A 25299-nucleotide genomic window follows, 5' to 3' on the forward strand; every position below is an offset into this window, starting at 1 on the left:
AAGTTCTCTTGTTTTTCAATTATCTTTATTTTACTTTAATGGTTTTTGTTCCGCTTGTATTTCCGGCTGCATCCTTGGCATAAACCTTAATGCTGCTTTTGGCCTTTTGATTCTGTATTTTAATAATGTAATAGCCAGACTTGCCAGCCTTTGCCGACCCGATTTTTTTGCTGCCGGCATAAGCGTAGACTATGGCATTGGGTTCAGTATATCCGCTGATGCTCTTTGATTTAGATGTTACGGTGCTGACGGATGGTGATTTTGGCGGAATCCGGTCGATCACTGTGATGGTTTTCGTGCTGCTTGTATTTTGATGGGAATCTGTCAGGGTGACATAAATCTTCGTTCCTGCTTTTTGGGCAGGAATGTTTATGCGGAAGTACCCTTTTTTATCAGTCTTGCCTGTGTAGGTTTTTGTTGAAATCTTCACTTTTACCGTACTGTTGGCCAGGCCTTTTCCACTGATAACTTTACCTGTATTGCTGACAGCGTTGACGGCAGGCGAGGCTGGCAGTATGGATGGGAACTTTACGCTTAGAGAATATTTGCCAGTGTAGCTGCTGCCTTGGCTAATTTTTATATAATAAGTTCCAGGTTTTAAATCATCCCAGCCGCTCCATTTTTTTGGATTGCCAGGCTTTCCTTCGTAAATGTATTGTGTATACCATACCTTATTCTGCCTGGAATCGTATAAGTCCAGGTACACTTCATTCATATAGGAAGACAAGTTTATATACAGGCGTCCCGATTTAGGAACGGTGATCTTGTAATAATCTGCGTCATCATTCCAGCTGATAAACCCATTGACGGTTTGTTTGTTTAATGTGAGAGGCTGTGCCCGCTCGCTTCCATTGTTAGGCTCTATCTCATTATTGCCTGCAGCCTGGTAATTGACCTTAAGGGAATAGGAACCGGTATAATCACTGTACTGGGAAAGCTTAATATAGTATGTGCCAGCTTCAAGGTCTTCGTAGGTTGTCCACCTTTTTGGATCCTCCGGCTTACCAGTATAAATACTTTGTGTGGACCATACTTTGTTTTGCTCAGAATCGTACAGGTCTAAATAAACCTCATTGAGATAAGAAGATACATCGACCGTAATGCGTCCGGCTTTTGGAAGAGTAACTTTATAATAATCCGTATCATCATTCCAGCTGATAAAGCCTTTGACAGTCTGGGTATTAAAAGTGAGAGGCTGTGCCCGCTCGCTTCCATTGTTAGGCTCTTTCTCATTATTGCCTGCAGCCTTGTAATTCACCTTGAGGGAGTAGGAGCCGGTATAATCACTGTACTGGGAAAGCTTAATATAGTATGTGCCAGCTTCCAGGTCCTCATAGGAAGTCCATTTCTTTGGATCCTCCGGCTTACCGGTATAAATATTTTGAGTGGACCATACCTTTTCCTGTTCAGAATCGTAGAGGTCTAGATACACCTCGCTGAGATAAGAAGATAAGTCAACGGTGATACGGCCGGCCGCCGGGAGAGTAACCTTATAATAATCAGTGTCATCATTCCAGCAGATAAAGCCTTTGACAGTCTGAGTATTAAAGGTGAGCGGCTGAGCCTGCTCGCTTCCGTTATTTGGTTCAAGCTCATTATTGCCTGCAGCCTGGTAATTGATCTTAATTGAGTAGGAGCCGCTATAATCACTATATTGGGAAAGCTTGATATAGTAGGTGCCGGCTTCCAGATCCTCAGAGCCAGTCCATTTTTTAGGATTCTCCGGCTTACCGGTATAAATATTTTGAGTGGACCATACTTTGTCCTGCTCAGAATCATACAGATCTAAATAGACCTCGGTAAGATAAGAAGATAAGTCAACACTTATACGCCCTGCCTTAGACAGCGTTATTTCATACATTTGTTCATCATTAGCATCTGTTATGTTTCCTGTAACCGATGTATCGAATGACAAGGGAATGGCGGAGCTTGCCTGCACACTGGAAGACTTGGAGTAAAGTAAACTGATTGCAAGTAGTAGCGCAGTGAAAAGATAGGTTGCTTTTTTTAGCCTGCTCATTAAATGACACTTCTCCTTTTTATGAAAATTCGTTTTCCATATTCTTCGAAATACCATAAGTGTTTTTTGAAGACATCACGGATTACTGAAAATAAAAAAATGCTGTGATGAGGCCACAGCAAATACATCTATCCATGGCTGCCTGACGATCATAGTTCATACAGAACCTTAGACTCATAGCTTTGCGTCCTCCTCTTTCGAAAAGTTTGCCTTTTTCACTCTTCATTATATTATTATAGTATTTTATGGAAATATCTATATTATAAAGAAGTATTTAGAAAAAGTAAATGAGTATATTACCAGGACTAAAGTATTAGAAAATGAGGGAAGTGTCATTGGAACGCTGCAAGGACTGTTTAAAACCAAAAGACCATGGTTTGGCAGCCATGGTCTTTTTAATATATTTATGTATGTTCACTTCAGCCTGCTTGATTCATCGTGTAATCTTCAAGCTGTTTTGCTTCGACCTGATAGATCTTAAATGGTGTGACAAACATTCCTATCATCAGGGACAAGGCGCATTTTACAAAGAAATAAATGATCCATCCACCTATAGGCATGATCAAAAAGATTCCCGGTGTGATTCGATTTAAAGCGCTCCATCCCCAAGGTATTCAGCAAAGAAATAGCCGCCAAGAATGGCTCCGAAAATACAAGCTGACATGTTCCAAGAAAAACCCAGGATAAATAATACAATCATAATGGCCGTGTTCTTAATCAGCTGGCTTCTGTCACCTTTTATTCTCGAAAGGTTACATCCGTCACAAATAGGATGGCTGAACTTTTCTGAGCAAGTCGGACAAAGTGCCTTTCCGCAATCAAGGCATGTAGAAACAGCATCTCTATCATTATTTTTCTAGGATAATATTACTATACCAAAGAGGAATTTGGAAGAAGGTATGGAAAAAATTTCAGTTTGGCTTTATGGACGAAATCTGCTTTTTAGATTTGAAATATATCTATCTCGTACATATAGGGGCAAATAATAGGCGGTTCCTATGGGATTCCACTACACTTTACCGATTCCAGGAATAAATTGTCTGATAATATAAGGACAGGCATTAAATGAATGGCCAAATAGCTTAATACGAGTGCTAAAATTACCGCATATGAACAATGTAAATCCTATTACGGTTAGTTATTTGATACGGTAATGGCAGCAAAAAGATTTATATTCAGGAGGGATGACAATGTTTTTTGAAATGACCACACAAGTCCGGGTTTCTAATATGAAGGAAGGGTTAGAGTGGTATAAGACCCTGCTGAATAAGCAGCCGGATTTTATTCCGCATGATGGATTTGCAGAGTGGGAGCTTCTTCCCGGCTGCTGGCTCCAGGTTGCAGAAGGCGTTCCTGTTGAGGGGAATGGACCATTGCGTTTAGGAGTAACTAATATGGAAGCTGAAAGAGAAAGGCTTGTCGAACAGCTTGGTATTGATTGCTTTGAAATTCATTCAAGACCCGAGGTTTCTGTTAAATGGGGGAACTTCGCAGATCCCTGGGGGAATTGCCTTGGATTTTTTGAATATCTGGATAAAAGTGAAGAACAGGAACGGATAAAAACAGTCATAAAATCAGTAGAAGTTTAATTGGACAAGAGAGGAACTTCGAATCGGAAGTTCCTTTATCATGCTAGCTTACCCGAAGACAAATTTAATCCCGCACTCCCATATGCGAATAAGGAGCATGCGCCTTCAGAAGCGCCGCCGCACCGCCGGGTATATATGAAAGATGTTCACTCGCCGCATCAAGCGGCATCCAGACGACCTTCCGAATTTCCTCAGGATCCTGAACGGCAGGAGTTCCTTCGATCAACTTTGCTTTGAATGTGAACAGAATGGCGTGATGACCCCGTTCCACAAACCTTCCTTCACTGACAGCAAGAATATGATAAGGCTCCACCCTGACACCCGTTTCTTCCCAGACCTCGCGAATTACCGCTTCGTGCAGCGTCTCACCATCTTCGACCCTCCCGCCCGGCATTGTCCAAATGTCCGGCAGGTTATGGACCATGAGGACGTTTTCTTTCTTCTCATCCAGGATGAATGCGTGGGCTACTTTTACTTGTATCATTCTGCACCTCTTACTCTTTATATTTTACTTCAGTCCAACTGGTGGCGGGAGGGAAGCACCGGGACACATCATTAAGGTCAGCGAACCGCTGGTCATTGGAGATGGAAATGATCGAACCGCCGTCATAGCTTACCCAGAACACTGTGTCTGCTTCGCCGAGCGTGACGATTGGAGTCTCCAGATGGCGATTGCCGAACAGAGTTTGAAATCCCCTTTTTCCGCTGCTGAAAATATCGCGGTGCAGTGACCACAAGGCCAGATTATTCATGCAGCCATTGCTATAAAGATAAGGAAATATCACTTCGAAATCCTCAACTTCTTTCACGACGGCCTTATAATAAAGTCCTTTTATCCCGAGTTTCTCATATTGAATGTCACGGAGCTTGAAATCCTGTTCCAGCTCTTCCTGGTGAAACTCGAAGATCTGAAAGCAAAGATAGATGGGGAAAGCGTCCAGGCGCTCCATCCATCCTGATATGAATTGAGCGGGAATATCTTCTTCCTTAGAAGAAATATCCACAATCCATGACTTCTCCCCATCTATGGCAAATGGAAAATAGCTGCCGGCATCCGGGTGCTGCGCTATCCAAGTTTTAGGTATAAAGCCAAGCTCCACTTCCATATTCCAGCCTCCCCTGCAGTAAGATAATTCCAGCCTACCATATGCACACCATTCTTGAAACTACTCTTTAGCTTACAAAATCACGGGGGAATAGGAAGAAGAAGGATGACAGATAATAGGTAAGAATTTCTGCAGAATGAAGGAGGCGCTCAGCATGAAAAAGGAACAAGGCAAACCGCCGGAGTACAACACAGGCACAAAAGGCGTGGCCCAGCCGTTGATGACAACAGGATCAACGGAGGCAGGACTGGACTGGAACACGGACGGCTCCAAGCTTGCGGCAAAGCCAAAGGCTGGCGAGCAGCTGACAGGTGATGAAGGGACAACTGGCCGCATCCGTTAGTGGAGCTATATGGAAGAGAGGTGAAGGCATGAAAACTAAGGATAATTTTTTAGAGGGTGCAGAGAATACAAAGGACAACCAGATTTATGCGCCAGAGGATAAAGGACAGAAACAGGAATCACCGCAAACCAAGCGTCCAGACACGGGACAACAGTGATAATCAGCAAAATGCTCACTCCATGGTGGGCATTTTTCCTTTTTTAAAGAAACACAGTGACCGGTCCCTGTGAAAAACGGGCAGGGTTATGATAAAATCATGTAAGCTGAAAATAAAAAGGAGCGCAGCATTTCTGCGCCTGACATAGAAAAGGAAGTATGTACATGAAAAGGACTGCACCAGTCTCAAAAAATGAGTTTGTGGAAGTGGTGTTCGAGGACTTGACCCATGAAGGAGCAGGAGTTGCCAAGGTCGACGGCTATCCTCTCTTCGTCCAGGGAGCGCTGCCTGGGGAAAAGGCGAAGATTAAAGTGCTGAAGGCGAATAAGAATTACGGCTTTGGACGTCTGATTGAGATTTATGAGGAAAGCCCATACCGTGTGGATATCTCAGGTGTTGACCCAAGCATGTTCGGCGGCTGCCAGATCCAGCATATGAGCTATGAGGGACAGCTGAAGTTCAAGGAAAAGCAGGTGAGGGAGGTGCTGACGCGGATCGGCAAGCTTCAGGACGTCAAGGTGCATCCAATCATCGGCATGGACAAGCCGACTCATTACCGCAACAAAGCCCAGGTACCAGTCGGCGAGGAAGAGGGCGTGCTGATTGCCGGCTTCTTCAAGCCCAGGACCCATGAAATCGTCGATGCCGCTGAAAGCATCATTCAGGACCCGGTCATTAACAAAACCGTCCAGACGGTGAAAGAGATTTGCAGCGAGCTCGGTATCCCGGCTTATAATGAAGAAACGCATAAAGGTGTGCTCCGCCACATCATGGCTCGCTTCGGCAGGGTCACAGGCGAGGTCATGGTCGTCATCATTACCCGCACCGCCGAGCTGCCGTTTAAGGAACGGATCATTGAAGAAATCCAGAACCGTGTGCCAAACGTAAAATCGATTATCCATAACATCAACAGCAAGCGCACCAACGTCATCTTCGGAGACACAACCAACACCCTGTGGGGCAGCGAAGTCATCTATGACAGCATCGGTGATATCAAGTTCGCCATCTCGGCCCGCTCCTTCTACCAGGTCAACCCCGAGCAGACCAAGGTGCTGTATGACAAAGCCCTGGAATATGCAGGTCTCACCGGAGAAGAAAACGTGATCGACGCCTACTGCGGCATCGGAACCATCTCCCTGTTCCTCGCCCAGAAAGCGCAGAAAGTATTCGGCGTCGAAATCGTCCCGGAAGCGATAGAAGACGCCAAGCGCAACGCTGAGCTGAACGATATTCAGAATGTAGAATTTTCAGTGGGAGAAGCAGAAGTTGTCATTCCGGACTGGTATAGAGAAGGGAACGCTGCCGACGTCCTTGTCGTCGACCCGCCGCGGAAGGGCTGTGATGAGGCCCTGCTGCAGACGATTATTGATATGAAACCGAAGAAGGTTGTGTATGTGTCCTGTAATCCTGCAACACTGGCAAGAGATTTGAGGGTGCTGGAGGATGGGGGATATAAGACGGTTGAAGTGCAGCCAGTGGATATGTTTCCGCAGACGATGCATGTGGAGAGCTGTACGTTGCTAGTTTTACGTTAAAATCAAGCAGATGGAACCGAGAATCTATAAAAGATCCTCGCTGTTCCGTCTGCTTTTATTTCAATTCGATCAATGAGTCGATGCAGTAATTCAGGGGTTAGAATACCACACTGTTATATTGCTATTTTGGTTTACTTCCTGTTTCTCCAGGGCCTTGAATCCAGCTCTGTCTAGAAAGTCTTTCGCAACTTGATACCGAATCATAGGATTAACATCCTTATCTTCTAAGATTTCTCGTAACACCCTTCGAGCTACCATTGCATCAATATACAAGGCTATAGTGGGCAAAATAAAAGACCCGCTGATTAATATTCATTTCTAATGTAATTTACGAATTGTGAAATTGTCTTCAAGCAGGAGCCAATTCTGTGGGTATGGATAACCAAGAGCCCAATAGCTGATCCCTCTTAGTCCATAATCTTTTACAGTTTCAAATTTTGCTTGTGCACTCCGGGCATCCTCAAACCAAACTTCGTGCCTGCGGCCCTGGGCATCAGTGTACCGGAAAAATGGAGAATGAGCTACTTGATCATACTGGATGGTAACCCTATATTGAATGGCACGTCGGACAGCTTCCTGCTGGCTGAGTGTTTCAGCTTCCTGCCCCTGAATGTGGGGAAGAAGCCAATCGCGGGCATAAATTTGAAATCCGAAAAAGATTTTGTTTCTTGGAATGACAGATACAGCATAATCCAATACCCTTCTGATTTGATTTAGAGGTGAAATTGCCTGAGGTGGTCCCAGTCTGTATCCCCATTCATATGTCATTAAGACCACAAAATCAACAATCCGCCCTTGAGCAGGGTAATCATGTGCTTCAGATAACAAGCCCTTTTGCTCACCGCTCGTTTTTGGAGCAAGGGCAGTGGAGACGTAAAACCCAGCTGGGTGCAAACGGTCAACAGTACGCTGTAAAAATGAATTATATAGCTCTCGGTCTGCGGGATAAATGGTTTCAAAATCCACATTTAATCCCTCATACCCTTTTTGTCTCATAATACTTAAAATATTGGTTAATAATCGATCCTGGAGATCCGTACTGGAAAGAATAGTACGAGCTAACTGAGATCCAGTAGTTTTGGAGGTAAAGTTTGTAATAGACATCATTGGAGACACCCTTTCAGTAACGGACGCCTGAATTATCGGAACGTCGGTAATGGAATTCAGAGTGCCGTCTTCGTTGAATGAATAAGAGAAGGGGGCTGAATAGGTTAGGTATCTTCCGACTTCTCGAATATCACTTGCTCCTTTTTCCCCGGTATTGATGGTATAAGCGTTCACATCTGTTACTGTCTTTCTGAAGGGTATACTTAGAACCGCACCAGTGATAATTACATCAGGATTTTGTATTTGATTGAACCGGATAATTTCTTGAACGGTAGTATTATAACGCTGTGCAATTTGCCATAAGCTTTCTCCGGATTGGACAACATGAGTTCTGGCAGGAATAATAAAAACCATCCCAGGAGTTATCTGGGATGGATTGGTGATCTTATTAGCTTGCTCTATTGCCTGAATGGTCGTCCCATACCGTTGAGCTATCATCCACAATGTCTCCCCAGAACGGACTGTATGTGTCCGGTTAGCCGTAGGAATGACTAGGGCAAGACCCACTACAAGGCTATTTGGGTCCTGCAACTGGTTTGCGGAAACAATTTGGTTAATTGTAACGCGATAACGCTGTGAGATCGCCCAAAGGTTATCTCCCCTCTGCACCACATGAATTTGCATTCCATCCCCTCATTCACTCAATTTCTTATCAATATATTCTAGAGTAGAGATTTATATATCCCTTCATATGTTAAAGTGCGTTTGTACTTTATAACAATTTTTCGATATTAACCTTCAAAGTATCTGGTTTTTACTGACGCGAAAATACAATCTATACCAAGCATATTTTCATGTTTACTTTAAAAAATAAGATAGAGCAGTGTATCAAGGGTGTTTGGGGGGAGATGCCCATGAAAGGATTTGAGAATGTGTTGAAACGGTTTATTATTCTAATTTGCTTTATTCTCTTAATGGTTATAAAGGTACCGTTAGCCTTTGCAATAAATAACCCGAGAAATATTTACGAAGTTAATGAAAGGGACTATTTATGGGAAATTGCTACTACCTATCGGACGACTGTACAGGATTTAAAATTAATTAACGGGTTACAATCAGAGACCCTATATGCCGGCCAGAAAATAAGGGTCCCAATTATGTATCAAGTCATTCCAGGCGATACGATATGGAAGCTATCGCAAACCTTTAATTCAACAGTTCCGTTAATAATAAAAACCGCAAATGGTCTGAAGAATAATACCCTTACAATGGTCAAAAATTAAGAATTCATCCAAAAAGGCTAGGCTTCTTCGGTGGTAATTCAACAACGAGTGCAAAGAAAAATTTTTATTCATTGGTTTTAAAAAAGATGCAGGAAATCTCAGCATCGATGCAATAAATGCATGTAACCCTAAGAAGGTAATAAATGAAAAATGCAGCAGGGCTTGCCCAGCTACATCTCATCCACCCTATTTAACAAAAAACAGCTTCCATCTTCCGCAAACCATAAAAATTTACCTGATCTAATATTAAACTCAACAGTGTTTTTATTATAAGTTAACTTTGTTACTTTTTTAAATTGCATTACTAATTCCATCGGGGGATCTGTAATAATGTCCTGAATATAGTTAGTAATTACAAATCCTTTTGGATCTAATATTCGATCAGGTTTTACTTCTGTCATCCAATTGCCGTTAAGCAAAATCGATTTAGCTATTATCTTCTTTTTTCGATTCTGTATAGACCAAATCTTTCGGCAATTACACCGATGTATTTTACACTTCATCCCATAAACCTCTTTTCTTTTAAAATAAGGTCATGGTTCATTATATTTAAACTTTTAGCAAATCATAATGATAAGATGATTGCCTTTGTTTAGTTTTTTTAGTTAACAGCAAAAATGACAAAAATATTCCACTTTCCACATGGGGTTACATTGTAATTGAGCTAAATTTTTTTATATAACGGGATATTTCTGTTCCACGAAGGGGGACTTGAGCACAAGAAAGACCGCTAAGGCAATCATTTCTCTTCTACAAGTAACGATCAGGTTAGTGAAGATTTTTGTTCTGTCCACAAAAGGTTATTTTTATAATGTGAAAAGATTCACTTACATTCACGGGTGCGTTATTTGAAGAAGGAAATCCTTAAATAACAAAAACTCGCAATTTTCTAATGCGAGTTTTCTTTGTTTTAGACTTTATGGTATAGCAACAATATTTACGAAAACAGCCTTTGTAAAAAACCTATCGAAGAAAATTTTACCGGTAAAACCATCGTGGCATTAGAGCCGCTTAATTAAATATAGACGGCGGCTCATCATTCATGAAATAAAGCAGAGAGGATCATTTTTCTGATTTATTCTTTTGTATTTAAAAACTTATATATAACAGAGAAGTCATCCTTACTGTAACCAAATTGTTTAGCTAACCCGTAAATTTCTTTTGTGACATTTGCAATAGGAAGGGAAACCTTATGTTCGTAGGCTGCCTGCGACACGAGCTGTAAATCCTTTTGCAAATGTTCAAGCGGGAATTCGGCTGCATAGTTTCCATTCAGGAGTTTGTCTTTTTTGCTGTTTAGAAAAGGGGCTGCTGTAACTCCGCCAAGCAGAGTATTCATGACCGTCTCTTTATCTAGACCCATTGATTCTCCAAGTGTTACGGCTTCCGAAAAAGCTGCCATTGATTGGGCAAGCATGAGGTTGACCACTAATTTCATAGAAGAACCTTTTCCATTTTCCCCTTGATGCTGGATGGCTTTACCCATTAATTCCATCATAGGTCTCGCTTCTTCCAAATCTTCTTTATTTCCTCCGACGAGGAACACTAATTCACCCTTTTCTGCCGGGATTTTCGAACCGGCAACCGGAGCGTCTAAGAAACGGATGTGGCGTCTCGATGCTTCCTCTGCCATTTTTCGTGTGAAGGATGGATCTACTGTACTGCAATCCACCCATAGCCTGCCTTCTGAAAACTCCTCTAAAAACCCATCTTTTCCAAGGGCAACAGACTCTACTACCTGGGGATTTGCAAGCATGGTAAAAATGATATCAGCCCGCTTTGCAACCTGCCGGGGGGAGTCTGCCCAAATTGCGCCTTCCTTTATAAGGGAATCTGCTTTAGACTTTGAACGATTATATAAGATGACCTTATAACCACTCTTAAGTAGGTTATTTGCCATACGGCTGCCCATAATGCCGAGACCGATAAATCCAATCATTTAAAAACCTCCATTTATATATTATGAACATGTATATTTTCATTATTCTGCCTGTGTCCATTCTCTGATAAAATCAGGGTTCTGGCAAAAGAAAAGCATTTCTCTTCATAATCGCGAGTCATAATAATAATTAGGTTATTTTTTTCGAGAAACTCACTCAGCAAGTATTTTGAACCCACATTGCAGACTATGGGAGAGTAAATTCAAATAAAGATAAAAACTTAATAAAAAGGCATAGCTTTGTTTGGGATCCTATTCAAAAGACGGGCTTGAGTGGTTCTCTAAATATAAAACAAGAATTCTATGGACCACAGGCTAGGGTCGCCCCTTTATCAACTTGGAAGAAGCCGCTCAGTTTATCAATGCATAGTGTCACCAATTTTTACACATTGGCAGACCACCACATTCTGACCACGAAACATATATAGCGATTTTTCTTCTCTTTTTTTAAAAGACAAAAAAGCCCGATGAATCTGAACTACACCCAGTCAAGTAGACAATAGTAATAATAAAAACTTATTAAGCGGCTTTAGTCCTGTATTCTATGGGGCTAAGGCCGTTTAATCGTTTTTGATACCGTTCATGATTATAGAAGTGTATGTACTCCTCTATCGCCTTAGAAAGTTCTTCATACGTCTCGTATTTCTCCAGATAATATTGGAGCGTGCCAGGCTTTATTATGAAAATAATATTCTGTCCAGATATGAGAATGCCCAATAGGCAGTTAAAGGCGGAATAAAGACCGAAAATTTCTTTTACATATAGGAACTCAGAGGCGAAATTAAAGGAAAAGAAGTATCTAGGTAACTTTTACACAAAAAATGCTTGGTGCCCATCAAGGCTCAAGCATTTTTTGTTCAGTTTAGATGTAAGAAAATCACCAGTGGGTCTAACAGCATTTTCTTGATACACATAATTAATTGGCTAGAACAATTATTTTTGTAATTTCAATTCAATCTTTCTTCCACCTCAAGCGTTGGAAAATAGTCCCCGTACTCATTTGTTTCCTTTTCATTACGGTTCATGCTGACAGTTCCAATCCCGGTAAATGTAATGGTTAAGATTTGCCATCCCCCGTGATTCAATAATTCATCTGATAATGAAGTGTATCTGGAGACTGCCAAATCCCTAGCGGTGAAATCGCCGTCAGCCAACGAAATCGTTGCTTTAATTTCGCCATTTCCGAGAGAAACATTACTTAATTGGTCACCATCTCCGGTGGCATAATCCTCAATCATACTTCTAGCTTCGCTTAGTGTCATTTCTTCTCGGGATTGCTTGGCTGCTTCGGCCGCCTCTGCTTCCGCTACAGCTTTTGCCTCTGCTTCCTGCTTCGCATTTTCTTCCGCTAGTCGCTTCTCTTCGGCTAACCGCTTCTCCTCAGCTTCTCTCTGCTTTTTTTCCTCCTGTACTTTGAACCAAGGAGCAGCCTCATCTACTTTCGCTTGCAATTCTTTGTTTTTAGATTCAAGGCTTGCTACAGTATTTGTTTCGGCAACCATTTTTTGCTGCCACTTGTCGGCTCTGGCATTGGCACTATCTACTTGCTCTGATGAAGGTCCAAGAGTACCGCCAACGATAAAAGCGAATAATGCCGTTAAGATATATGCCCATCTCTTTTTAATAAATTTCAAAACCTCTTCCACTTAAAATCCCCCAAAAGTATTTTCGTAGCTGCCTTTGTTATTTTACCAGAATAACATGTATATGGAACTAGGCTTTCTCATCTTCCTCCAATTTGAATAGAACATTTATCTCGGTGAACAACTTTTGCAAAGCTTCTACCCAGTTCATTTTCCTCACCTTTGATTTCATCTTAACTTCCTGATTAAGTTGTATCCTGTTTATTTCTGCGATTGACAAACAGATTCCTCCCACTAGGAACCATTTCAGAGGGTAGACACAGGCAGTCGGATTCTATACCGGTTCAATGGGGAGTTATTTATGTTAAATTGGACAAAAAGCATGACTTGTCCCTGGCGTCTCACAAAAAAGGTGAAAAAAGCCTCTCATTATGCCACGAAGACAAAAGTTCCAAATATATATAACCTTTTCTAAAAAAGTTAGAATTTTATAAAAATAACATAACCAATACAATTAAAGTGTAAAGAGGATTTACCAAAACGCTGGAGGGGGCAAAAGGGGATGAAGGCTGATCATTTTACTCCGTGAAATGAAACCGCTGTCAAAATAAAATTAAGTATGGTTTGTTGGATAAATAAATTTATAAATGGAGGCATGCTGTGGTGAGGAAAAAAGGGATCTTATCCGTTGTTTCATTTTTATTAGTGTCATCTCTCTTTTTGTCGGGCTGTTCGGGAGAGAAAGCAGGAAGTTCGAAAGCTAAAGCTGATGATAAAACGATTACAGTTCTTGTTGAGGGGGGAAGTCCGGCCTTTAAGGTGGCGAAGGAAACCGCTGGGGAATTTAAGGAGGAAACAGGCTATACAGTTAAAATTGAATCGGTTCCTTATACTGGGGTCTATGACAAACTTAAGGCTGAGGTAGCTTCCCAGGCGGGGGCATTCGATGTGGCAACCATTGATATCCTCTGGTTTCCGGCTCTGGCTGGCGGTCTTTTGCCGTTAAAAGGTCTTATGACAGATGACATTAAAAATGATTTATTTCCGGGATTAGTAGAAGGCGGAAGTTATCAGGATAAGGTTTATGGCATGCCGGTATGGACGAACGCCAAGAATTTAATCTACCGTAAAGATCTTTTTGAAGATGAAAAGAACAAAGCAGATTTCAAAGCAAAGTATGGCTATGAGCTGCGTCCGCCGACAACTTGGAAAGAGTATAGTGATACGGCCAAGTTTTTTACAAAGGATACTGATAAAGACGGCAAAGTGGATATGTATGGATCAACCGTCTTCGGTGCGAACAATGGAGATGCGGTGGCCAGCTGGCTTGATCATGCAGCCCAGGCAGGTGCGAAACCATTGGTAGTGGGTGAGAAAGGCAAAGTTCTTGTTAATTCGAAGCCGTATGTGGATTCGCTGCAATTCCTGGTGGATCTTTTGAAAAAGGATAAGTCGGTTCCGTCTGGTGCACTGGAAATGGCATCTGCTGAAACGTCTGAGCTGTTCTGGAATGGAAAATCCGCGATGATGCTTGCATGGGGTCACTTTTATGTTCCTTCCAATGACGCTAAGCAATCAAAGGTAGCCGGAAAAGTCGGAAGTGCTCCAATGATTGGCGGCGAAGCAGGAATAGGTGCGGTCCCTGGCCCATGGTATCAGGTGATTCCAAGCTCTTCCAAAAAGCAGAAGGTCGCCAAGGATTACCTCAACTTTATTTATGAAAAGAATGAACTATTCATGAAGTCACTCGGCGTAGCAGCAAGAAAGTCTGTATTTGAAAGTTACGGCACGAAACCTGGCTACGAACACTTGAAACCACTTACGGCTACTTTGAGCGGACCGCAGACACAGAACCGTCCAGCGATTAAGGAATGGCAGGAAATCGAAAGTGAAGCCCTTATCCCAGCTGTACAATATGCGCTTTCAGGAGAAAAAACACCTCAGGAAGCACTTGATTGGGCAGCGGATGTAATAAAAGATTTATTGCCGCCACAATAAGTTTTGAAAGAGAACCTCTTCATGCGGCTGTCCGGCCGGTGAGGAGGTTCTAAAAAAATGCAGTTTACCACTTTTATAGAAAGGAGGGGTTTTATGAGACTGAGAAATGGGGCATTATCGGCAATCTTTTTCCTCCCTGCGGGAAGCTTCATGCTGGTATTTCTGCTATATCCCATCTTTCTTTTAATCAAAGACAGTTTTTATAAAATCGATATCATTAATCCTGCAATACGGGAGTTTGTCGGCTTTGCGAATTATATAGACTCGCTGACTTCCGAACGCTTTTTAAAAGCCCTATGGAACACTGTGGTATATATAGGAGTGGCTGTGGGTGTCGAGTTTATCTTAGGACTGGTCCTGGCTTTGCTTCTAAGTAATGCATTTAAAGGCAGCCGGCTTATTCAGACCCTGCTGTTAAGCCCCCTTATGCTGGCCCCTTTAGTTACCGGGCTGATTTGGAAATTCATGCTGAATGACCAATTCGGGATTATCAACTGGGGACTTTATAAGCTGGGGATTCTCTCCGACCCGCACCAGATACTCTGGTTATCGGATTCCCGTTTTTCCCTCTATTCTGCGATTATTGCAGACATCTGGCTGACCACGCCTTTCATGATGCTCGTTCTATTGGCCGGCATTAAAGGAATTCCAATCAGTTTATATGAATCTGCTGATATGGATGGGGCCAATAAATGGCAGAAGTTCCGTTACATTACGTTTCCTTCGCTTATACCGGTCGCAACTGTAGCTTTATTAATCCGGATCATTGATGCTGCGAGGACCTTTGATATTGTGTGGGTGCTGACGCAGGGAGGACCGGGTTTTTCTTCCGAGCTGCTGAGTACCTATATGTATAAGACATTGACACGGTATGGAGAAGTGGGGCAGTCCAGTGCGATGGCCGTCATTTTTATCATCATTTTATTAGTCCTGAGTTCGTTCTTCATTACAAAAATGTGGTCACCCAGGAGAAGGCATTCATAAGGAGAGGTGAAAAGAATCATGACTCAAATGCCATTAAAAGAAACGATGGTTGAAAAACCCGTCAGTTTTGCCGGTTTTCAATTTAAACATAAGCTTTGGTCGCTGATTGTACTGGCAGCCACCTGTTTGCTGGCTTTATTATTCCTGGGTCCGTATCTCTATCTGCTTTTAACATCATTGAAACCTTCCTCCGAAGCAGTGACTGTACCACCCACTTTATGGCCCTCGGAATTTTCCCTGGAAAATTACCGGAAAATGTTCGAATACCTGCCTATCGGAAAATACTTTCTTAATAGCTTGATAACGGCCGGTGCCAGCACCATTCTAAGCGTATTTTTTGGCGCAATGGCTGCGTACGGGATTTCCAGGTTTTCTTCCATAACAGGAAGCTACTTTTTGCTATTTACGCTGGTAATCAGGATGGTACCCATGATCAGCATTGCCATTCCGATGTATATGATTGTAAAAAGTATGGGCCTGATTGATACCCATGTTGCCATGATCCTGGTGTATACGAGCTTGAATGTCCCATTTGCGATCTGGCTGATGATCGGCTTTTTTGACTCGATTCCAAAGGAATTTGATGAAGCGGCGAGGGTGGATGGCTGCAGCTGGATTGGTGCCTTCATCAGAATCATTCTTCCCGTGTCACTTCCCGGCCTTGCCACGACGGCTATCTTTACGTTTATGTTAGCCTGGAATGATTTCTTGTTCTCGCTGCTCATGACCAGTACGAATGCCAAAACGGCGACAGTAGGAATTTCGGAATTCCTTACGGCTTATAATCTGGATTTAGGGCCCATGACAGCTGCCGCCATCTCATTCAGTCTGCCTGTTATGATTTTCTCCTTTTTCGTACAGCGTCATATTGTAAGCGGCATGACTTTAGGAGCGGTAAAAGAATAACGATTTGAAAAAAGGCAAATGACGGAGTGAGGTAAATCTATGATCGATGTAACAGCTATTGGAGAGCTATTAATTGATTTTACTCAAACGAAAAATGCTGATGAGGAGAAGGTGTCCTTTGTCAGGAATCCTGGCGGAGCCCCGGCAAATGTACTCGCGGCATTGGCCAAATTGAAGCGAAAGACGGCATTTATAGGTAAGGTCGGGAACGATTCTTTTGGACAGTATCTTGAAAAGGTGTTAATAGACAGCAGAGTGGATACGAAGGGCTTAAGTTTTTCTAACGAAATCCCTACCACCCTTGCCTTTGTTCACTTAGACAAAGAGGGAGATCGCTCCTTCAGTTTTTATCGCAGCCCTGGTGCAGATATGATGCTGCAAACGGAGGACGTGGACTCCGAAATCCTTGGCCAGTCCAAAATCGTCCACTTCGGTTCCCTTTCATTAACAGATGAGCCGGCCCGGACGGCATCCTTAACAGCGATAGAACAAGCCAAAGCGATGGGAAAGATAATTTCCTTTGATCCTAATTATCGGAGTCAATTATGGAAGAGTGAAAATCATGCCAGAGTCATGATGAAAAAAGGACTTCAGCAAGCGGATATCGTGAAATTGTCAGAGGAAGAATTCTACCTGCTTGCTGGAGGAAAGGAGCTTCGAGAGGGAACAGATTATTTAATGAAAGAAAATCAAGTATCCTTGCTATTCGTCACAACCGGGAGCGGTGGCTGCATCTTTCGCCGTGGAGAGGATTTTGGAAAAGTGGGCGGCATGAAGGTCAAAGCCGTAGATACCACGGGAGCAGGTGATGCGTTTGTAGGAGGGATTCTCCATAAAGTCATCGAGTTTAACGTTCTTCCGTCTCAATTGAAGCTGCATGAAGTGACTGAAATGGCCCGATTTGCCAATGTCGTTGCGGCGCTGTCAGTCACAAAAAAGGGGGGAATCCCCAGCATGCCTCTATATGAAGAAGTGAAGCAATTATTTAACTCGGAAGGGAGTCACCAACATGTTAAAGCCTGAGTCTGCAGCCTGTCAGGAGCAATACCGGCAAGTTTATCATTTCACTCCCCAGCATAACTGGATGAATGATCCGAACGGATTGGTATATTTTCAAGGAGAATATCATTTGTTCTATCAATACCACCCTTTTGGCACCAAATGGGGTCCGATGCATTGGGGGCACGCTGTCAGTTCGGACCTGGTTCATTGGGAGCACCTGAAAACGGCGCTGGCGCCTGATGAAAACGGAATGATTTTCTCTGGCAGTGCTGTTGTCGACTGGAAGGATACTTCAGGATTCTTTGATGGAAAACCTGGTTTAGTGGCCATTTTCACTCATCATGATACATCTTTGGACACAGAGAAACCCCGGCAGCGGCAGAGTCTCGCCTACAGCGTTGATAAAGGGCGGACGTGGATAAAATATCATCATAATCCGGTTCTAGTAAATGAGGAGAAAATTGATTTTCGTGATCCAAAGGTGTTCTGGCATGAAGAAACCCATAAATGGATCATGGTGTTGGCAGCAGGGGATTGTATGGAAATCTACAGCTCTCCCAATTTAAAGGATTGGCATTTTGAAAGCTCATTTAGAGGGCACGGAGGAGAATCCTTTGGAGTATGGGAATGCCCGGATTTATTTAAACTGCCGGTCGGAGGTAACTCGGATCAAACGAAATGGGTTCTTCTCATAAGTCACGGCGACAGCCCCTATGGTTCCAGAACACAATATTTCACAGGAGACTTCGACGGCCGCAGCTTTACAGATTCCTCTTCGGATCCCAGCGTAAAATGGCTGGACAGCGGCAAAGATAATTACGCTGGAGTTACCTGGTCAGACACCTCCGATGGCAGGAGGATTTACATAGGCTGGATGAGCAATTGGAGATATGCAAACGAAACCCCGACTTTAGAGTGGAGAGGGGCTATGACGCTCCCGCGTGAATTATACCTGACATCCAACGACCGAATGATCCAAAAGCCAATAAAAGAACTGGAAAATCTTCGTGATGAACATATCCATATTGAGAATCAGCCGCTGGCACCATATAGAGATCTTCTGGCGGACCTTCAAGGAACAACTTGTGAAATCATTGCGGAGATTGAGTTCAAGGACGCCAAGGATTTTGGAATAAAAGTATTTAAGTCCGACCAAACAGAAGCAGTGATTGGCTATGATGCTGAAAAAGAGGAAATGTACATGGACCGGAGAAACTCGGGTGAAATTTCTTTTAATGAATTCTTTCCATCTCTTGATCGTGCAGCGATAAAAGCTCTACACCGCCGGATAAAATTCCATATTTTCATAGATCGTTCTTCGATTGAGGTTTTTGCCAATGATGGGGAAATGGTTATGACCCATCTGGTTTTTCCTGATTCCTTGGGCAAAAATTTTGAACTGTTTTCAAATGGCGGGACCGCGACTCTGATTTCTTTGGATTTCTATCAATTAAAGTTCCCGTCAGATGATCCTTCTGAGTGAGAAAGCTGCAGGAAAAGCACATATGAACAAAAACTAACTTGATAGGAGAATGAGGATGGCCAGTAAAAATTATTACGATGTAACAGAGTGGCCTGAGGGTAATCCATATGAGGATATTGGTGAGGTCATCAACAGCATGATCGCAGATATTAAAAGCAGGCAAAGGGACACTGATGTGAATAAGGGCGGAAAACCCGGTGCGGTGATTTATATTCCGCCGGGAGATTATCATCTTGCCAGTCAAGTAGTGATCGACATCAGTTTTCTTAAAATTATGGGTTCAGGGCACGGATTTACCTCTTCGAGCATCCGTTTTAATACTCCTGAGAATGAATGGGGGAATTTGCATGAGTTATGGCCGGGCGGAAGCCGCATACTCGTAGATATTCCCCTGGGCGTAAATGACGAGGAATATAAAGGAGCTGCCTTTTATGTTGAACGAAGTGGAAATCCGCGTATAAGTTCAGTGGAGTTTGCTGACTTTTGTATTGATGGCCTGCATTTTATCGAAGATGGCTCAGGAGAACCAAATCCGGAAAACACCTATGTTAACGGGAAGACAGGTATTTATGTGGGGAGTGCCTGTGATTCCTTTCGGATTACAGGCATGGGGTTTGTTTACTTAGAGCATGGAATTACGATTTATCATGGAGATGCCCTGACAATCCATAATAATTTCATCGCTGAATGCGGGAACTGCATAGAACTGCGGGGCTGGGGACAGGCTTCGAAAATAACCGATAACCTGATCGGAGCCGGTTTTAAAGGATATTCCATTTACGCTCAGAATTTTGGCGGACTTTTGATTACCGCGAATAATATCTTTCCACGAGGGGCGAGCAGTATTTATCTGGATGGTGTAACACGCTCCAGCATCACGAATAATCGGCTGCATTCATTTTATCCAGGCATGGTGGTACTAAGTGAAAATTGCTCGGAGAACCTGGTTTCTTCCAATCACTTTTTACGCGACCATGAACCCTGGACTCCTTTCCAGGGAATAGACAATGGTTTAAACGATGTGTATGGTCTTCTCTCTATAAACGGTCATCATAATTCTGTAATGGCTAATCACTTTTCTGAAGTAATAAATACTGGGAACATCAAGCCGGCTGGAGCAACACCTGTCATCATCCGCGTTGTATCGGGAAATGGAAATTATATTTCTAATAATCATGTTGTAGCTACAGAGGTGCATGCCAAGGTAAGTGATTCGTGTTTCTCTGCACAAGTAGAAGCTTTGCTGACAACCGAAGCATCAGAGCCGGTGACCGTCACAACCGTACTGGTAGAAAAAGAATCACTTCAAAATACGATTCTTGATTCAGGAAGTGATGCTCAGGTTGTTATGGATAAGGCTGTGAATGCCTTCAGAGCCACTCCAATGCCAGGAGCTTAAAAATTATCTTTGTGAAGGGCTTCCCAGCGGGGAAGTGCCTCTTTTTATCTAAGAAAAGTATTGAAAGCGGCCAAAAATGAACCAGTGATGAGTTATAATTTTGAATAAGAGAAAATGAAAAATTTTAAACTGGAGATACCTAATGGCCAAACTCATGAGACTCATCGACTCTCCAATTAAGCGCAAGATTATCTTATTGGCACTGTTTTCAGCTTTGATTCCTTTACTTGTGATTGGCCCGTTAACATTCATTTACTTTAGTAAAGTAATAGAAAATAAAGTGTCTACAACGATTGATAACTTTTTAACGAATGTCGACTGGAATATTGATGCTTTCGGAAGCAGTGTGGAAAATTTATCGAATGATATCTTTCTTTCAAATGAAATACAGTCTTATTTAACTTATAACAAGACGGATGCAAAATTATACAGATTAGAGACGTCCTCTCTGGAAAACTTGAATAATATTACTGTGGTAAATAACCCTTATATCAACGCGATTTACGTTGGGAATGACAATCACGGCTTTTTGAAAGTGAACCGCGGGGACCGGAATATGAAGAGTGACATCTATTCAGAAGTTAAAAAGTCCAATATTTATCCGCATTTACTTCATAGCGAGTGGCAGGGTGAATGGCTGAATGGCAGTGATTTAGAACTCGTAAAAGATAGTAATCCATCTTTACTTTACGGAAGAAATATCCGGGATCTTGGGACGAAGGAGCAAAATGGGATTGTCCTGATCAATCTGGATCGTTCATATTTTGAGGATATGTTCAGAAAGAGTAATCCTCCAGGTGATATTTTAATAGTGGATGATGATGAAATTCTGTTTTCAAGCAGCAACCGTTTCTCTTCCTCTCAGATAGCCGAGTTTATTCAAGACCGGGAGAGGGGCGGAACAAGTAAAAAAATGATCAATGGAACTCGATATTTCTTTAATGTTCATACAAACAAGAAAACAAATTGGGATGTTGTCAGTATCATTCCGTATAAAAATATAGTCCGCGAGGTTAACCAGCTGCGGTTGGTAACCATATCCCTATTGGTCACTGCCTTAATCATCTCCCTGATTTTTGCTTTATTTATCACGAGGAGAATAACTAATCAGTTAAGCATGCTGCGCACAGTTGTAGAAAAAATGGAAAAACGGGACAAAATAGCAGGTATTGATTTTAATAATAAAGATGAACTTGGAGAGATCGGGAATCAGATTGTGCACCTTTATAATTGGAATAATGACCTGACACAAAGGTTATATAAATCACAGCTCAAGGAAAAGGAAGCAGAACTCTTAGCCTTGCAGAGCCACATAAATCCGCATTTTTTATATAATACGCTGAACACCGTTTATTGGATGGCAGAGAAAGCAAAAGCGAAACAAATTGCCCAAATTGCGATTAACTTGTCAAAAATCTTTAAACTGACCTTAAATGATGGAAATCATATTACCTCTGTAAAGAATGAAATCGAACAAGTTAAAAGTTATCTGGATATCCAAAATATCCGTTTTGACCATAAAATCCACTACTCATTTAAGATTGAACCTGACATCATGGAAGAAAGTATCATTAAATTGCTGTTACAGCCCATTGTAGAAAACGCGGTATACCACGGACTGGAACATCAAGAAAGCGGTACGATTATGATTGAAGGCACAAGGATCGAGGAAGGGCTGCTTTTCATTATTCGTGATACAGGAAAGGGCTTTGACATGAAGGCAGCAGATGGAAGTAAAAGTGGGTATGCTTTAAAAAATATCAATGAACGATTGAAGATTTATTATGGAGAAGAATACGGATTAAAGATTGAAAGTGAAATAGGAAAGGGAACTACTGTTTATCTTAAGGCTGGCCTAAAGAATGACGAAATCATCCATGACAATTTTTAAGGAGTTTTCTAATATGTATAAACTTTTGATTGTTGATGATGAAAAGATTGTAATTGAAGGCTTAAAATCAGTAGTTAACTGGCAGAAGCACCAGATTGAAATTGCAGGATCTGCCTCAGATGGAGAAGAAGCGCTTAAAGAAATCATGGATAAAAAGCCTGACATCGTGTTAGCAGACATAAGAATGCCAAAATTAAATGGCTTGGATTTGATTCAAGAAACAAAAGCTCTCAATCTTGATACTGTTTTTATCATTATCAGCGGCTATTCAACGTTTGATTACGCCAAAAGGGCTATCCAGCTCGAGGCAGTGGACTATCTCGTTAAACCTATTGAAGTAGATGCAATCATTCATTCTATAAAAAATGCCGTTTTAAAACTGGAAAAGATAAAGAATGAAAAAAGTGCAGCCCAACGGATGAATGAATATCAATTGGTTTTAGAAGAAAAGCGTGTTCTTGATTACATACTGGGCCAAAGATTTGCTGAGCCTGACAATGATCAAAAACTGCAAAGTTTTTCTTGCTTAAACATCGGATTGAAAGGGTTTAACTGGGAAATTATGAATGCTGCTGAAAAAATTCAAGCGTCCATAAAGTGTATAAAAAGCCTATTGGAAAACAGGAAGATTCAGCACTTTGTCTATACGATTGACAGCGAAATCGTCATCATGATTTCAAATGCTGATTCAGAGCTCGGCAAAACCCTTGTGCAGGATCTTGTATCCTTGCTCTTTCATGTTATGAACATAAGGCCCGTCGTCGGGGTGAGTAATATCTATGGAACGATTTCAAACATAAAGAAAGCCTATAGTGAAGCAAGAGAAGCGTTGAAAAATGGTGTTTTTTCAAACAGGTTAATAACTCATTATAAAGAATTAGAAACATTCAATACCTCCTTTGATAACCGGATTATTGAAAAAATTGATGCCTATTTTAATGGAAAAGGCGCAGACCTCCTTAGCGGCTTGAATCTTTTCATTCACACCGTTTTTCTAGACTGCCAGCAGAACAGCCTCCCTCCAGAAAAAACAAAATACGTCTGTTTTAAAATCGTTACTCATTTCCTGGAATATATTGAAAGTGAATATGAAATCAATAAAAACGGCGGTGAACGATATTCCGTTTACCAGGAATTAAATCAGCTGCAGTCTTATGAAGAAATCAAAGTTTGGCTGGAACAATTCATCGGGCAGTCCACTGCTAATTTAACTGAAAACCATGTGTCCTATAATGAGAAATTAATCATTGATTTAAAGAGTTTCATTAATTCTAATTATAAAGAACCGATTGTTTTAGATGACTTAGGCAAGCTGTTCCATAAAAATCCGGCCTACCTCTGTAACTTGTTTTCTAAGGCAGGCGGCAGCACCATCTTTGAATATATTACAAAGGTCAGATTAAATAATGCCAAGAAATTGTTAAGAACCACGAATTTAAAGGTATCGGAGATTTGTAAACAGTCAGGCTATGAAAATCAAAAGTACTTTAATCAAGTATTTAAGAAACATATCGGAATGACCCCTGGTCTTTATCGTTCACAGCACATACTAAAGTAAAGGCAGCCATATAGGATCAGTTTGGCTCTTGTATCCGAAGAGTCTGACCCTATATGGCTGATACTGTAAAAGCTGATGAATCCCATTCAGGAGCTTTGTTTCCGTGACCAAGGGCTGCAATTTACTGAGGAGCACAGGTTTGGTCAACTCTTAATTTCCTCTTGACTCTTGCTGTCCCCTAAATAAAAATTAAGTTACAGCACAGTCCCTTACCTAAATTGGCTCCAGTCGCTTTTAAATAGTCTGAATAGTAAAACTTCATTTAAGCGTAAGAGGAGGAATTGAGTGATGAAATTACTGCTTACATCTGGAGGCGTCATTAACAAAAGCATACATGACGCGCTGGTTGACATGCTGGACAAGCCGATTGCCGAGTCAAACGCCCTGTGCATTCCCACCGCCATGTACGGACACCCATGGGTGGGCCCCGGTGTCAAAGCTTGGGAGTTCATAACCGGTAAAGAAGAAAATCCAATGGTCAGCCTGGGCTGGAAATCCGTCGGCATACTGGAGCTCACAGCGCTGCCGAGTCTTAGTGAAGACCGCTGGGTGCCGGTGGTGCAGGAGACGGACGTCCTGCTGGTTTCGGGAGGCGACGCCCTCTACCTAAGTTACTGGATGAAACAGTCGGGACTTGTAGAACTCCTGCCCTCACTGCGTTCAGTCTATGTGGGAATGAGCGCGGGAAGTATGGTGATGGCCCCTAACATCGGAGAAGACTTCGTTGGCTGGACTCCGCCCAGCGGTGGTGATGAAGCACTCGGTCTGGTCGATTTTTCCATGTTCCCGCATCTCGAACACGAGATGCTTCCCGATAACACGATGGCAGCTGCAGAGAAATGGGCGGCCGGGATGAAGGGGCCGGCGTATGCAGTGGATGATGAAACGGCTATTAAAGTGATGGATGGTGAGGTTGAGGTTGTATCGGAGGGGCAGTGGAGGTTGTTTACGCCGTAATTTGATAGGCTGCCAGTCATATATACTTATAATTGAAGAGATGAAGTAAACATTTCGGAGGCATTCCCTGAAGGGTTTGCTTTTTTTCTTTTACCACTTCTGTATGTGTGCATCTAGCACCACTACTGAATTTTACTTAGATAAATACAACAAAGCGGCTCCTAATGCTAAAATAGAATATATTTACATAAAAACTAACTAGGCGGGATACCCATGCAAGACCTCATAAACAAGATCATACAATTCCGGGAAGAAAGAAACTGGGGCCAGTATCATAATGAGAAGGATCTGGCATTATCCATTTCGCTTGAGGCGAGTGAGCTTCTGGAAAACTTCCAATGGAGGAGCAGCGAGGAAGCGGTGGCGGAGTCGAGGCAGAATATTAAGGAAGAGATGGCGGATGTGTTCATCTATCTTTTGCAGCTGGCGGACAAAATGGAGATCGATTTGGTGGACGAGGCTCATAAGAAGATGGAGAAGAATGCGATTAAATATCCTGTTACTAAATGAACTTCACTA

The 25299-nt window shown here is 42.2% G+C and carries 24 protein-coding genes, 1 pseudogene and 1 riboswitch; of the genes and pseudogenes, 15 read left to right on the top strand and 10 right to left on the bottom strand.

Going from position 1 to position 25299, the window contains the following annotated elements; translation table 11 throughout:
* Positions 1 to 25: 25 nt before the first annotated feature.
* Both V1498_RS02550 and V1498_RS02555 read right to left on the bottom strand, forming a co-directional pair.
* Positions 26 to 2020, bottom strand: coding sequence for a DVUA0089 family protein (locus V1498_RS02550; RefSeq protein ID WP_409296752.1), 1995 nt, complete (start codon positions 2018 to 2020; stop codon positions 26 to 28).
* Positions 2021 to 2153: 133 nt separating this feature from the next.
* Positions 2154 to 2241, bottom strand: a riboswitch (cyclic di-GMP riboswitch).
* A gap of 198 nt (positions 2242 to 2439) precedes the next feature.
* Positions 2440 to 2580 carry a hypothetical protein gene (locus tag V1498_RS02555; protein WP_409296753.1) on the bottom strand — a complete coding sequence of 47 codons (141 nt, stop codon included), beginning with the start codon at positions 2578 to 2580 and terminating at the stop codon, positions 2440 to 2442.
* A gap of 630 nt (positions 2581 to 3210) precedes the next feature.
* Between V1498_RS02555 and V1498_RS02560 the strand changes: the two genes are divergently transcribed.
* Positions 3211 to 3609, top strand: a complete 399-nt coding sequence (locus tag V1498_RS02560; RefSeq protein WP_409296754.1) for a VOC family protein — start codon at positions 3211 to 3213, stop codon at positions 3607 to 3609.
* A 64-nt stretch (positions 3610 to 3673) separates the two neighbouring features.
* On the opposite strand, the gene V1498_RS02565 is transcribed toward V1498_RS02560, so the two are convergent.
* Together V1498_RS02565 and V1498_RS02570 are read right to left on the bottom strand one after the other, a co-directional pair.
* Positions 3674 to 4093 (bottom strand): NUDIX domain-containing protein, encoded by a 420-nt coding sequence (locus V1498_RS02565; RefSeq protein ID WP_409296755.1) that lies wholly within the window; start codon positions 4091 to 4093, stop codon positions 3674 to 3676.
* Between the two features lie 10 nt (positions 4094 to 4103).
* Positions 4104 to 4715, bottom strand: coding sequence for a hypothetical protein (locus V1498_RS02570; RefSeq protein WP_409296756.1), 612 nt, complete (start codon positions 4713 to 4715; stop codon positions 4104 to 4106).
* A 154-nt stretch (positions 4716 to 4869) separates the two neighbouring features.
* Here V1498_RS02570 and V1498_RS02575 point away from each other — a divergent pair, with 154 nt between their 5' ends.
* From V1498_RS02575 to rlmD, 3 genes are all read left to right on the top strand, one after another.
* Entirely contained in the window at positions 4870 to 5058 is a 189-nt protein-coding gene (locus V1498_RS02575) for a hypothetical protein (RefSeq protein ID WP_409296757.1), read from the top strand.
* A gap of 28 nt (positions 5059 to 5086) precedes the next feature.
* Complete coding sequence (locus tag V1498_RS02580; RefSeq protein ID WP_409296758.1) at positions 5087 to 5215, top strand: hypothetical protein; 129 nt, start codon at positions 5087 to 5089, stop codon at positions 5213 to 5215.
* Between the two features lie 164 nt (positions 5216 to 5379).
* Complete coding sequence (gene rlmD, locus V1498_RS02585) at positions 5380 to 6750, top strand: 23S rRNA (uracil(1939)-C(5))-methyltransferase RlmD (protein ID WP_409296759.1); 1371 nt, start codon at positions 5380 to 5382, stop codon at positions 6748 to 6750.
* Between the two features lie 318 nt (positions 6751 to 7068).
* Here the strand turns inward: rlmD and V1498_RS02590 are convergent, their stop codons facing one another.
* Positions 7069 to 8481 carry a LysM peptidoglycan-binding domain-containing protein gene (locus tag V1498_RS02590; protein ID WP_409296760.1) on the bottom strand — a complete coding sequence of 471 codons (1413 nt, stop codon included), beginning with the start codon at positions 8479 to 8481 and terminating at the stop codon, positions 7069 to 7071.
* A gap of 230 nt (positions 8482 to 8711) precedes the next feature.
* Here V1498_RS02590 and V1498_RS02595 point away from each other — a divergent pair, with 230 nt between their 5' ends.
* Entirely contained in the window at positions 8712 to 9080 is a 369-nt protein-coding gene (locus V1498_RS02595) for a LysM peptidoglycan-binding domain-containing protein (protein WP_409296761.1), read from the top strand.
* 170 nt (positions 9081 to 9250) lie between these two features.
* Here the strand turns inward: V1498_RS02595 and V1498_RS02600 are convergent, their stop codons facing one another.
* The 5 genes and pseudogenes from V1498_RS02600 to V1498_RS02620 form a co-directional block, all read right to left on the bottom strand.
* On the bottom strand, positions 9251 to 9583 hold the full coding sequence (locus V1498_RS02600; RefSeq protein ID WP_409296762.1) for a hypothetical protein: 333 nt from the start codon (positions 9581 to 9583) through the stop codon (positions 9251 to 9253).
* Positions 9584 to 10155: 572 nt separating this feature from the next.
* Complete coding sequence (locus tag V1498_RS02605; RefSeq protein WP_409296763.1) at positions 10156 to 11019, bottom strand: NAD(P)-dependent oxidoreductase; 864 nt, start codon at positions 11017 to 11019, stop codon at positions 10156 to 10158.
* Between the two features lie 519 nt (positions 11020 to 11538).
* Positions 11539 to 11688: pseudogene (locus V1498_RS02610) on the bottom strand (IS3 family transposase); the annotation flags it as partial.
* 278 nt (positions 11689 to 11966) lie between these two features.
* Positions 11967 to 12665 carry a hypothetical protein gene (locus V1498_RS02615; protein ID WP_409296764.1) on the bottom strand — a complete coding sequence of 233 codons (699 nt, stop codon included), beginning with the start codon at positions 12663 to 12665 and terminating at the stop codon, positions 11967 to 11969.
* Positions 12666 to 12732: 67 nt separating this feature from the next.
* Positions 12733 to 12882, bottom strand: coding sequence for a hypothetical protein (locus tag V1498_RS02620; RefSeq protein ID WP_409296765.1), 150 nt, complete (start codon positions 12880 to 12882; stop codon positions 12733 to 12735).
* Between the two features lie 380 nt (positions 12883 to 13262).
* Between V1498_RS02620 and V1498_RS02625 the strand changes: the two genes are divergently transcribed.
* The 10 genes from V1498_RS02625 to V1498_RS02670 all read left to right on the top strand — a co-directional run bounded on the left by V1498_RS02625 (position 13263) and on the right by V1498_RS02670 (position 25290).
* Positions 13263 to 14600 (top strand): ABC transporter substrate-binding protein, encoded by a 1338-nt coding sequence (locus tag V1498_RS02625; protein WP_409296766.1) that lies wholly within the window; start codon positions 13263 to 13265, stop codon positions 14598 to 14600.
* Between the two features lie 93 nt (positions 14601 to 14693).
* On the top strand, positions 14694 to 15584 hold the full coding sequence (locus V1498_RS02630) for a carbohydrate ABC transporter permease (RefSeq protein ID WP_409296767.1): 891 nt from the start codon (positions 14694 to 14696) through the stop codon (positions 15582 to 15584).
* Between the two features lie 18 nt (positions 15585 to 15602).
* Complete coding sequence (locus V1498_RS02635; protein WP_409296768.1) at positions 15603 to 16490, top strand: carbohydrate ABC transporter permease; 888 nt, start codon at positions 15603 to 15605, stop codon at positions 16488 to 16490.
* 39 nt (positions 16491 to 16529) lie between these two features.
* The gene (locus tag V1498_RS02640; RefSeq protein ID WP_409296769.1) at positions 16530 to 17513 is read left to right on the top strand and encodes a carbohydrate kinase family protein; all 984 of its coding nucleotides are present in this window, start codon (positions 16530 to 16532) and stop codon (positions 17511 to 17513) included.
* Positions 17500 to 18975 carry a glycoside hydrolase family 32 protein gene (locus V1498_RS02645; RefSeq protein WP_409296770.1) on the top strand — a complete coding sequence of 492 codons (1476 nt, stop codon included), beginning with the start codon at positions 17500 to 17502 and terminating at the stop codon, positions 18973 to 18975. Before V1498_RS02640 ends, V1498_RS02645 begins: the two co-directional genes overlap by 14 nt.
* Positions 18976 to 19030: 55 nt before the next feature.
* Positions 19031 to 20374: a NosD domain-containing protein gene (locus tag V1498_RS02650; RefSeq protein WP_409296771.1), complete on the top strand. Its 1344-nt coding sequence runs from the start codon at positions 19031 to 19033 to the stop codon at positions 20372 to 20374.
* 142 nt (positions 20375 to 20516) lie between these two features.
* On the top strand, positions 20517 to 22265 hold the full coding sequence (locus V1498_RS02655) for a sensor histidine kinase (protein ID WP_409296772.1): 1749 nt from the start codon (positions 20517 to 20519) through the stop codon (positions 22263 to 22265).
* 13 nt (positions 22266 to 22278) lie between these two features.
* Positions 22279 to 23823 carry a response regulator gene (locus V1498_RS02660; protein WP_409296773.1) on the top strand — a complete coding sequence of 515 codons (1545 nt, stop codon included), beginning with the start codon at positions 22279 to 22281 and terminating at the stop codon, positions 23821 to 23823.
* A 288-nt stretch (positions 23824 to 24111) separates the two neighbouring features.
* Complete coding sequence (locus V1498_RS02665; protein WP_409299109.1) at positions 24112 to 24780, top strand: Type 1 glutamine amidotransferase-like domain-containing protein; 669 nt, start codon at positions 24112 to 24114, stop codon at positions 24778 to 24780.
* A gap of 213 nt (positions 24781 to 24993) precedes the next feature.
* Entirely contained in the window at positions 24994 to 25290 is a 297-nt protein-coding gene (locus V1498_RS02670; RefSeq protein WP_409296774.1) for a nucleotide pyrophosphohydrolase, read from the top strand.
* Positions 25291 to 25299: the final 9 nt, after the last annotated feature.

Source organism: Paraperibacillus marinus, assembly GCF_046237605.1.
Taxonomy (GTDB): domain Bacteria; phylum Bacillota; class Bacilli; order Bacillales; family DSM-1321; genus Paraperibacillus; species Paraperibacillus marinus.

Excerpts from the sequence above, each read along its gene's own strand:
- V1498_RS02655 (WP_409296772.1), top strand. The coding sequence starts at position 20,517 with ATGGCCAAACTCATGAGACTCATCGACTCTCCAATTAAGCGCAAGATT.
- V1498_RS02630 (WP_409296767.1), top strand. The coding sequence starts at position 14,694 with ATGAGACTGAGAAATGGGGCATTATCGGCAATCTTTTTCCTCCCTGCG.
- V1498_RS02605 (WP_409296763.1), bottom strand. The coding sequence starts at position 11,019 with ATGATTGGATTTATCGGTCTCGGCATTATGGGCAGCCGTATGGCAAAT.
- V1498_RS02635 (WP_409296768.1), top strand. The coding sequence starts at position 15,603 with ATGACTCAAATGCCATTAAAAGAAACGATGGTTGAAAAACCCGTCAGT.
- V1498_RS02665 (WP_409299109.1), top strand. The coding sequence starts at position 24,112 with ATGAAATTACTGCTTACATCTGGAGGCGTCATTAACAAAAGCATACAT.
- V1498_RS02560 (WP_409296754.1), top strand. The coding sequence starts at position 3,211 with ATGTTTTTTGAAATGACCACACAAGTCCGGGTTTCTAATATGAAGGAA.
- V1498_RS02660 (WP_409296773.1), top strand. The coding sequence starts at position 22,279 with ATGTATAAACTTTTGATTGTTGATGATGAAAAGATTGTAATTGAAGGC.
- V1498_RS02640 (WP_409296769.1), top strand. The coding sequence starts at position 16,530 with ATGATCGATGTAACAGCTATTGGAGAGCTATTAATTGATTTTACTCAA.
- V1498_RS02670 (WP_409296774.1), top strand. The coding sequence starts at position 24,994 with ATGCAAGACCTCATAAACAAGATCATACAATTCCGGGAAGAAAGAAAC.
- V1498_RS02550 (WP_409296752.1), bottom strand. The coding sequence starts at position 2,020 with ATGAGCAGGCTAAAAAAAGCAACCTATCTTTTCACTGCGCTACTACTT.
- V1498_RS02575 (WP_409296757.1), top strand. The coding sequence starts at position 4,870 with ATGAAAAAGGAACAAGGCAAACCGCCGGAGTACAACACAGGCACAAAA.
- V1498_RS02590 (WP_409296760.1), bottom strand. The coding sequence starts at position 8,481 with ATGCAAATTCATGTGGTGCAGAGGGGAGATAACCTTTGGGCGATCTCA.
- V1498_RS02600 (WP_409296762.1), bottom strand. The coding sequence starts at position 9,583 with ATGAAGTGTAAAATACATCGGTGTAATTGCCGAAAGATTTGGTCTATA.
- V1498_RS02645 (WP_409296770.1), top strand. The coding sequence starts at position 17,500 with ATGTTAAAGCCTGAGTCTGCAGCCTGTCAGGAGCAATACCGGCAAGTT.
- V1498_RS02565 (WP_409296755.1), bottom strand. The coding sequence starts at position 4,093 with ATGATACAAGTAAAAGTAGCCCACGCATTCATCCTGGATGAGAAGAAA.
- rlmD (WP_409296759.1), top strand. The coding sequence starts at position 5,380 with ATGAAAAGGACTGCACCAGTCTCAAAAAATGAGTTTGTGGAAGTGGTG.
- V1498_RS02570 (WP_409296756.1), bottom strand. The coding sequence starts at position 4,715 with ATGGAAGTGGAGCTTGGCTTTATACCTAAAACTTGGATAGCGCAGCAC.
- V1498_RS02580 (WP_409296758.1), top strand. The coding sequence starts at position 5,087 with ATGAAAACTAAGGATAATTTTTTAGAGGGTGCAGAGAATACAAAGGAC.
- V1498_RS02595 (WP_409296761.1), top strand. The coding sequence starts at position 8,712 with ATGAAAGGATTTGAGAATGTGTTGAAACGGTTTATTATTCTAATTTGC.
- V1498_RS02650 (WP_409296771.1), top strand. The coding sequence starts at position 19,031 with ATGGCCAGTAAAAATTATTACGATGTAACAGAGTGGCCTGAGGGTAAT.
- V1498_RS02555 (WP_409296753.1), bottom strand. The coding sequence starts at position 2,580 with ATGCCTATAGGTGGATGGATCATTTATTTCTTTGTAAAATGCGCCTTG.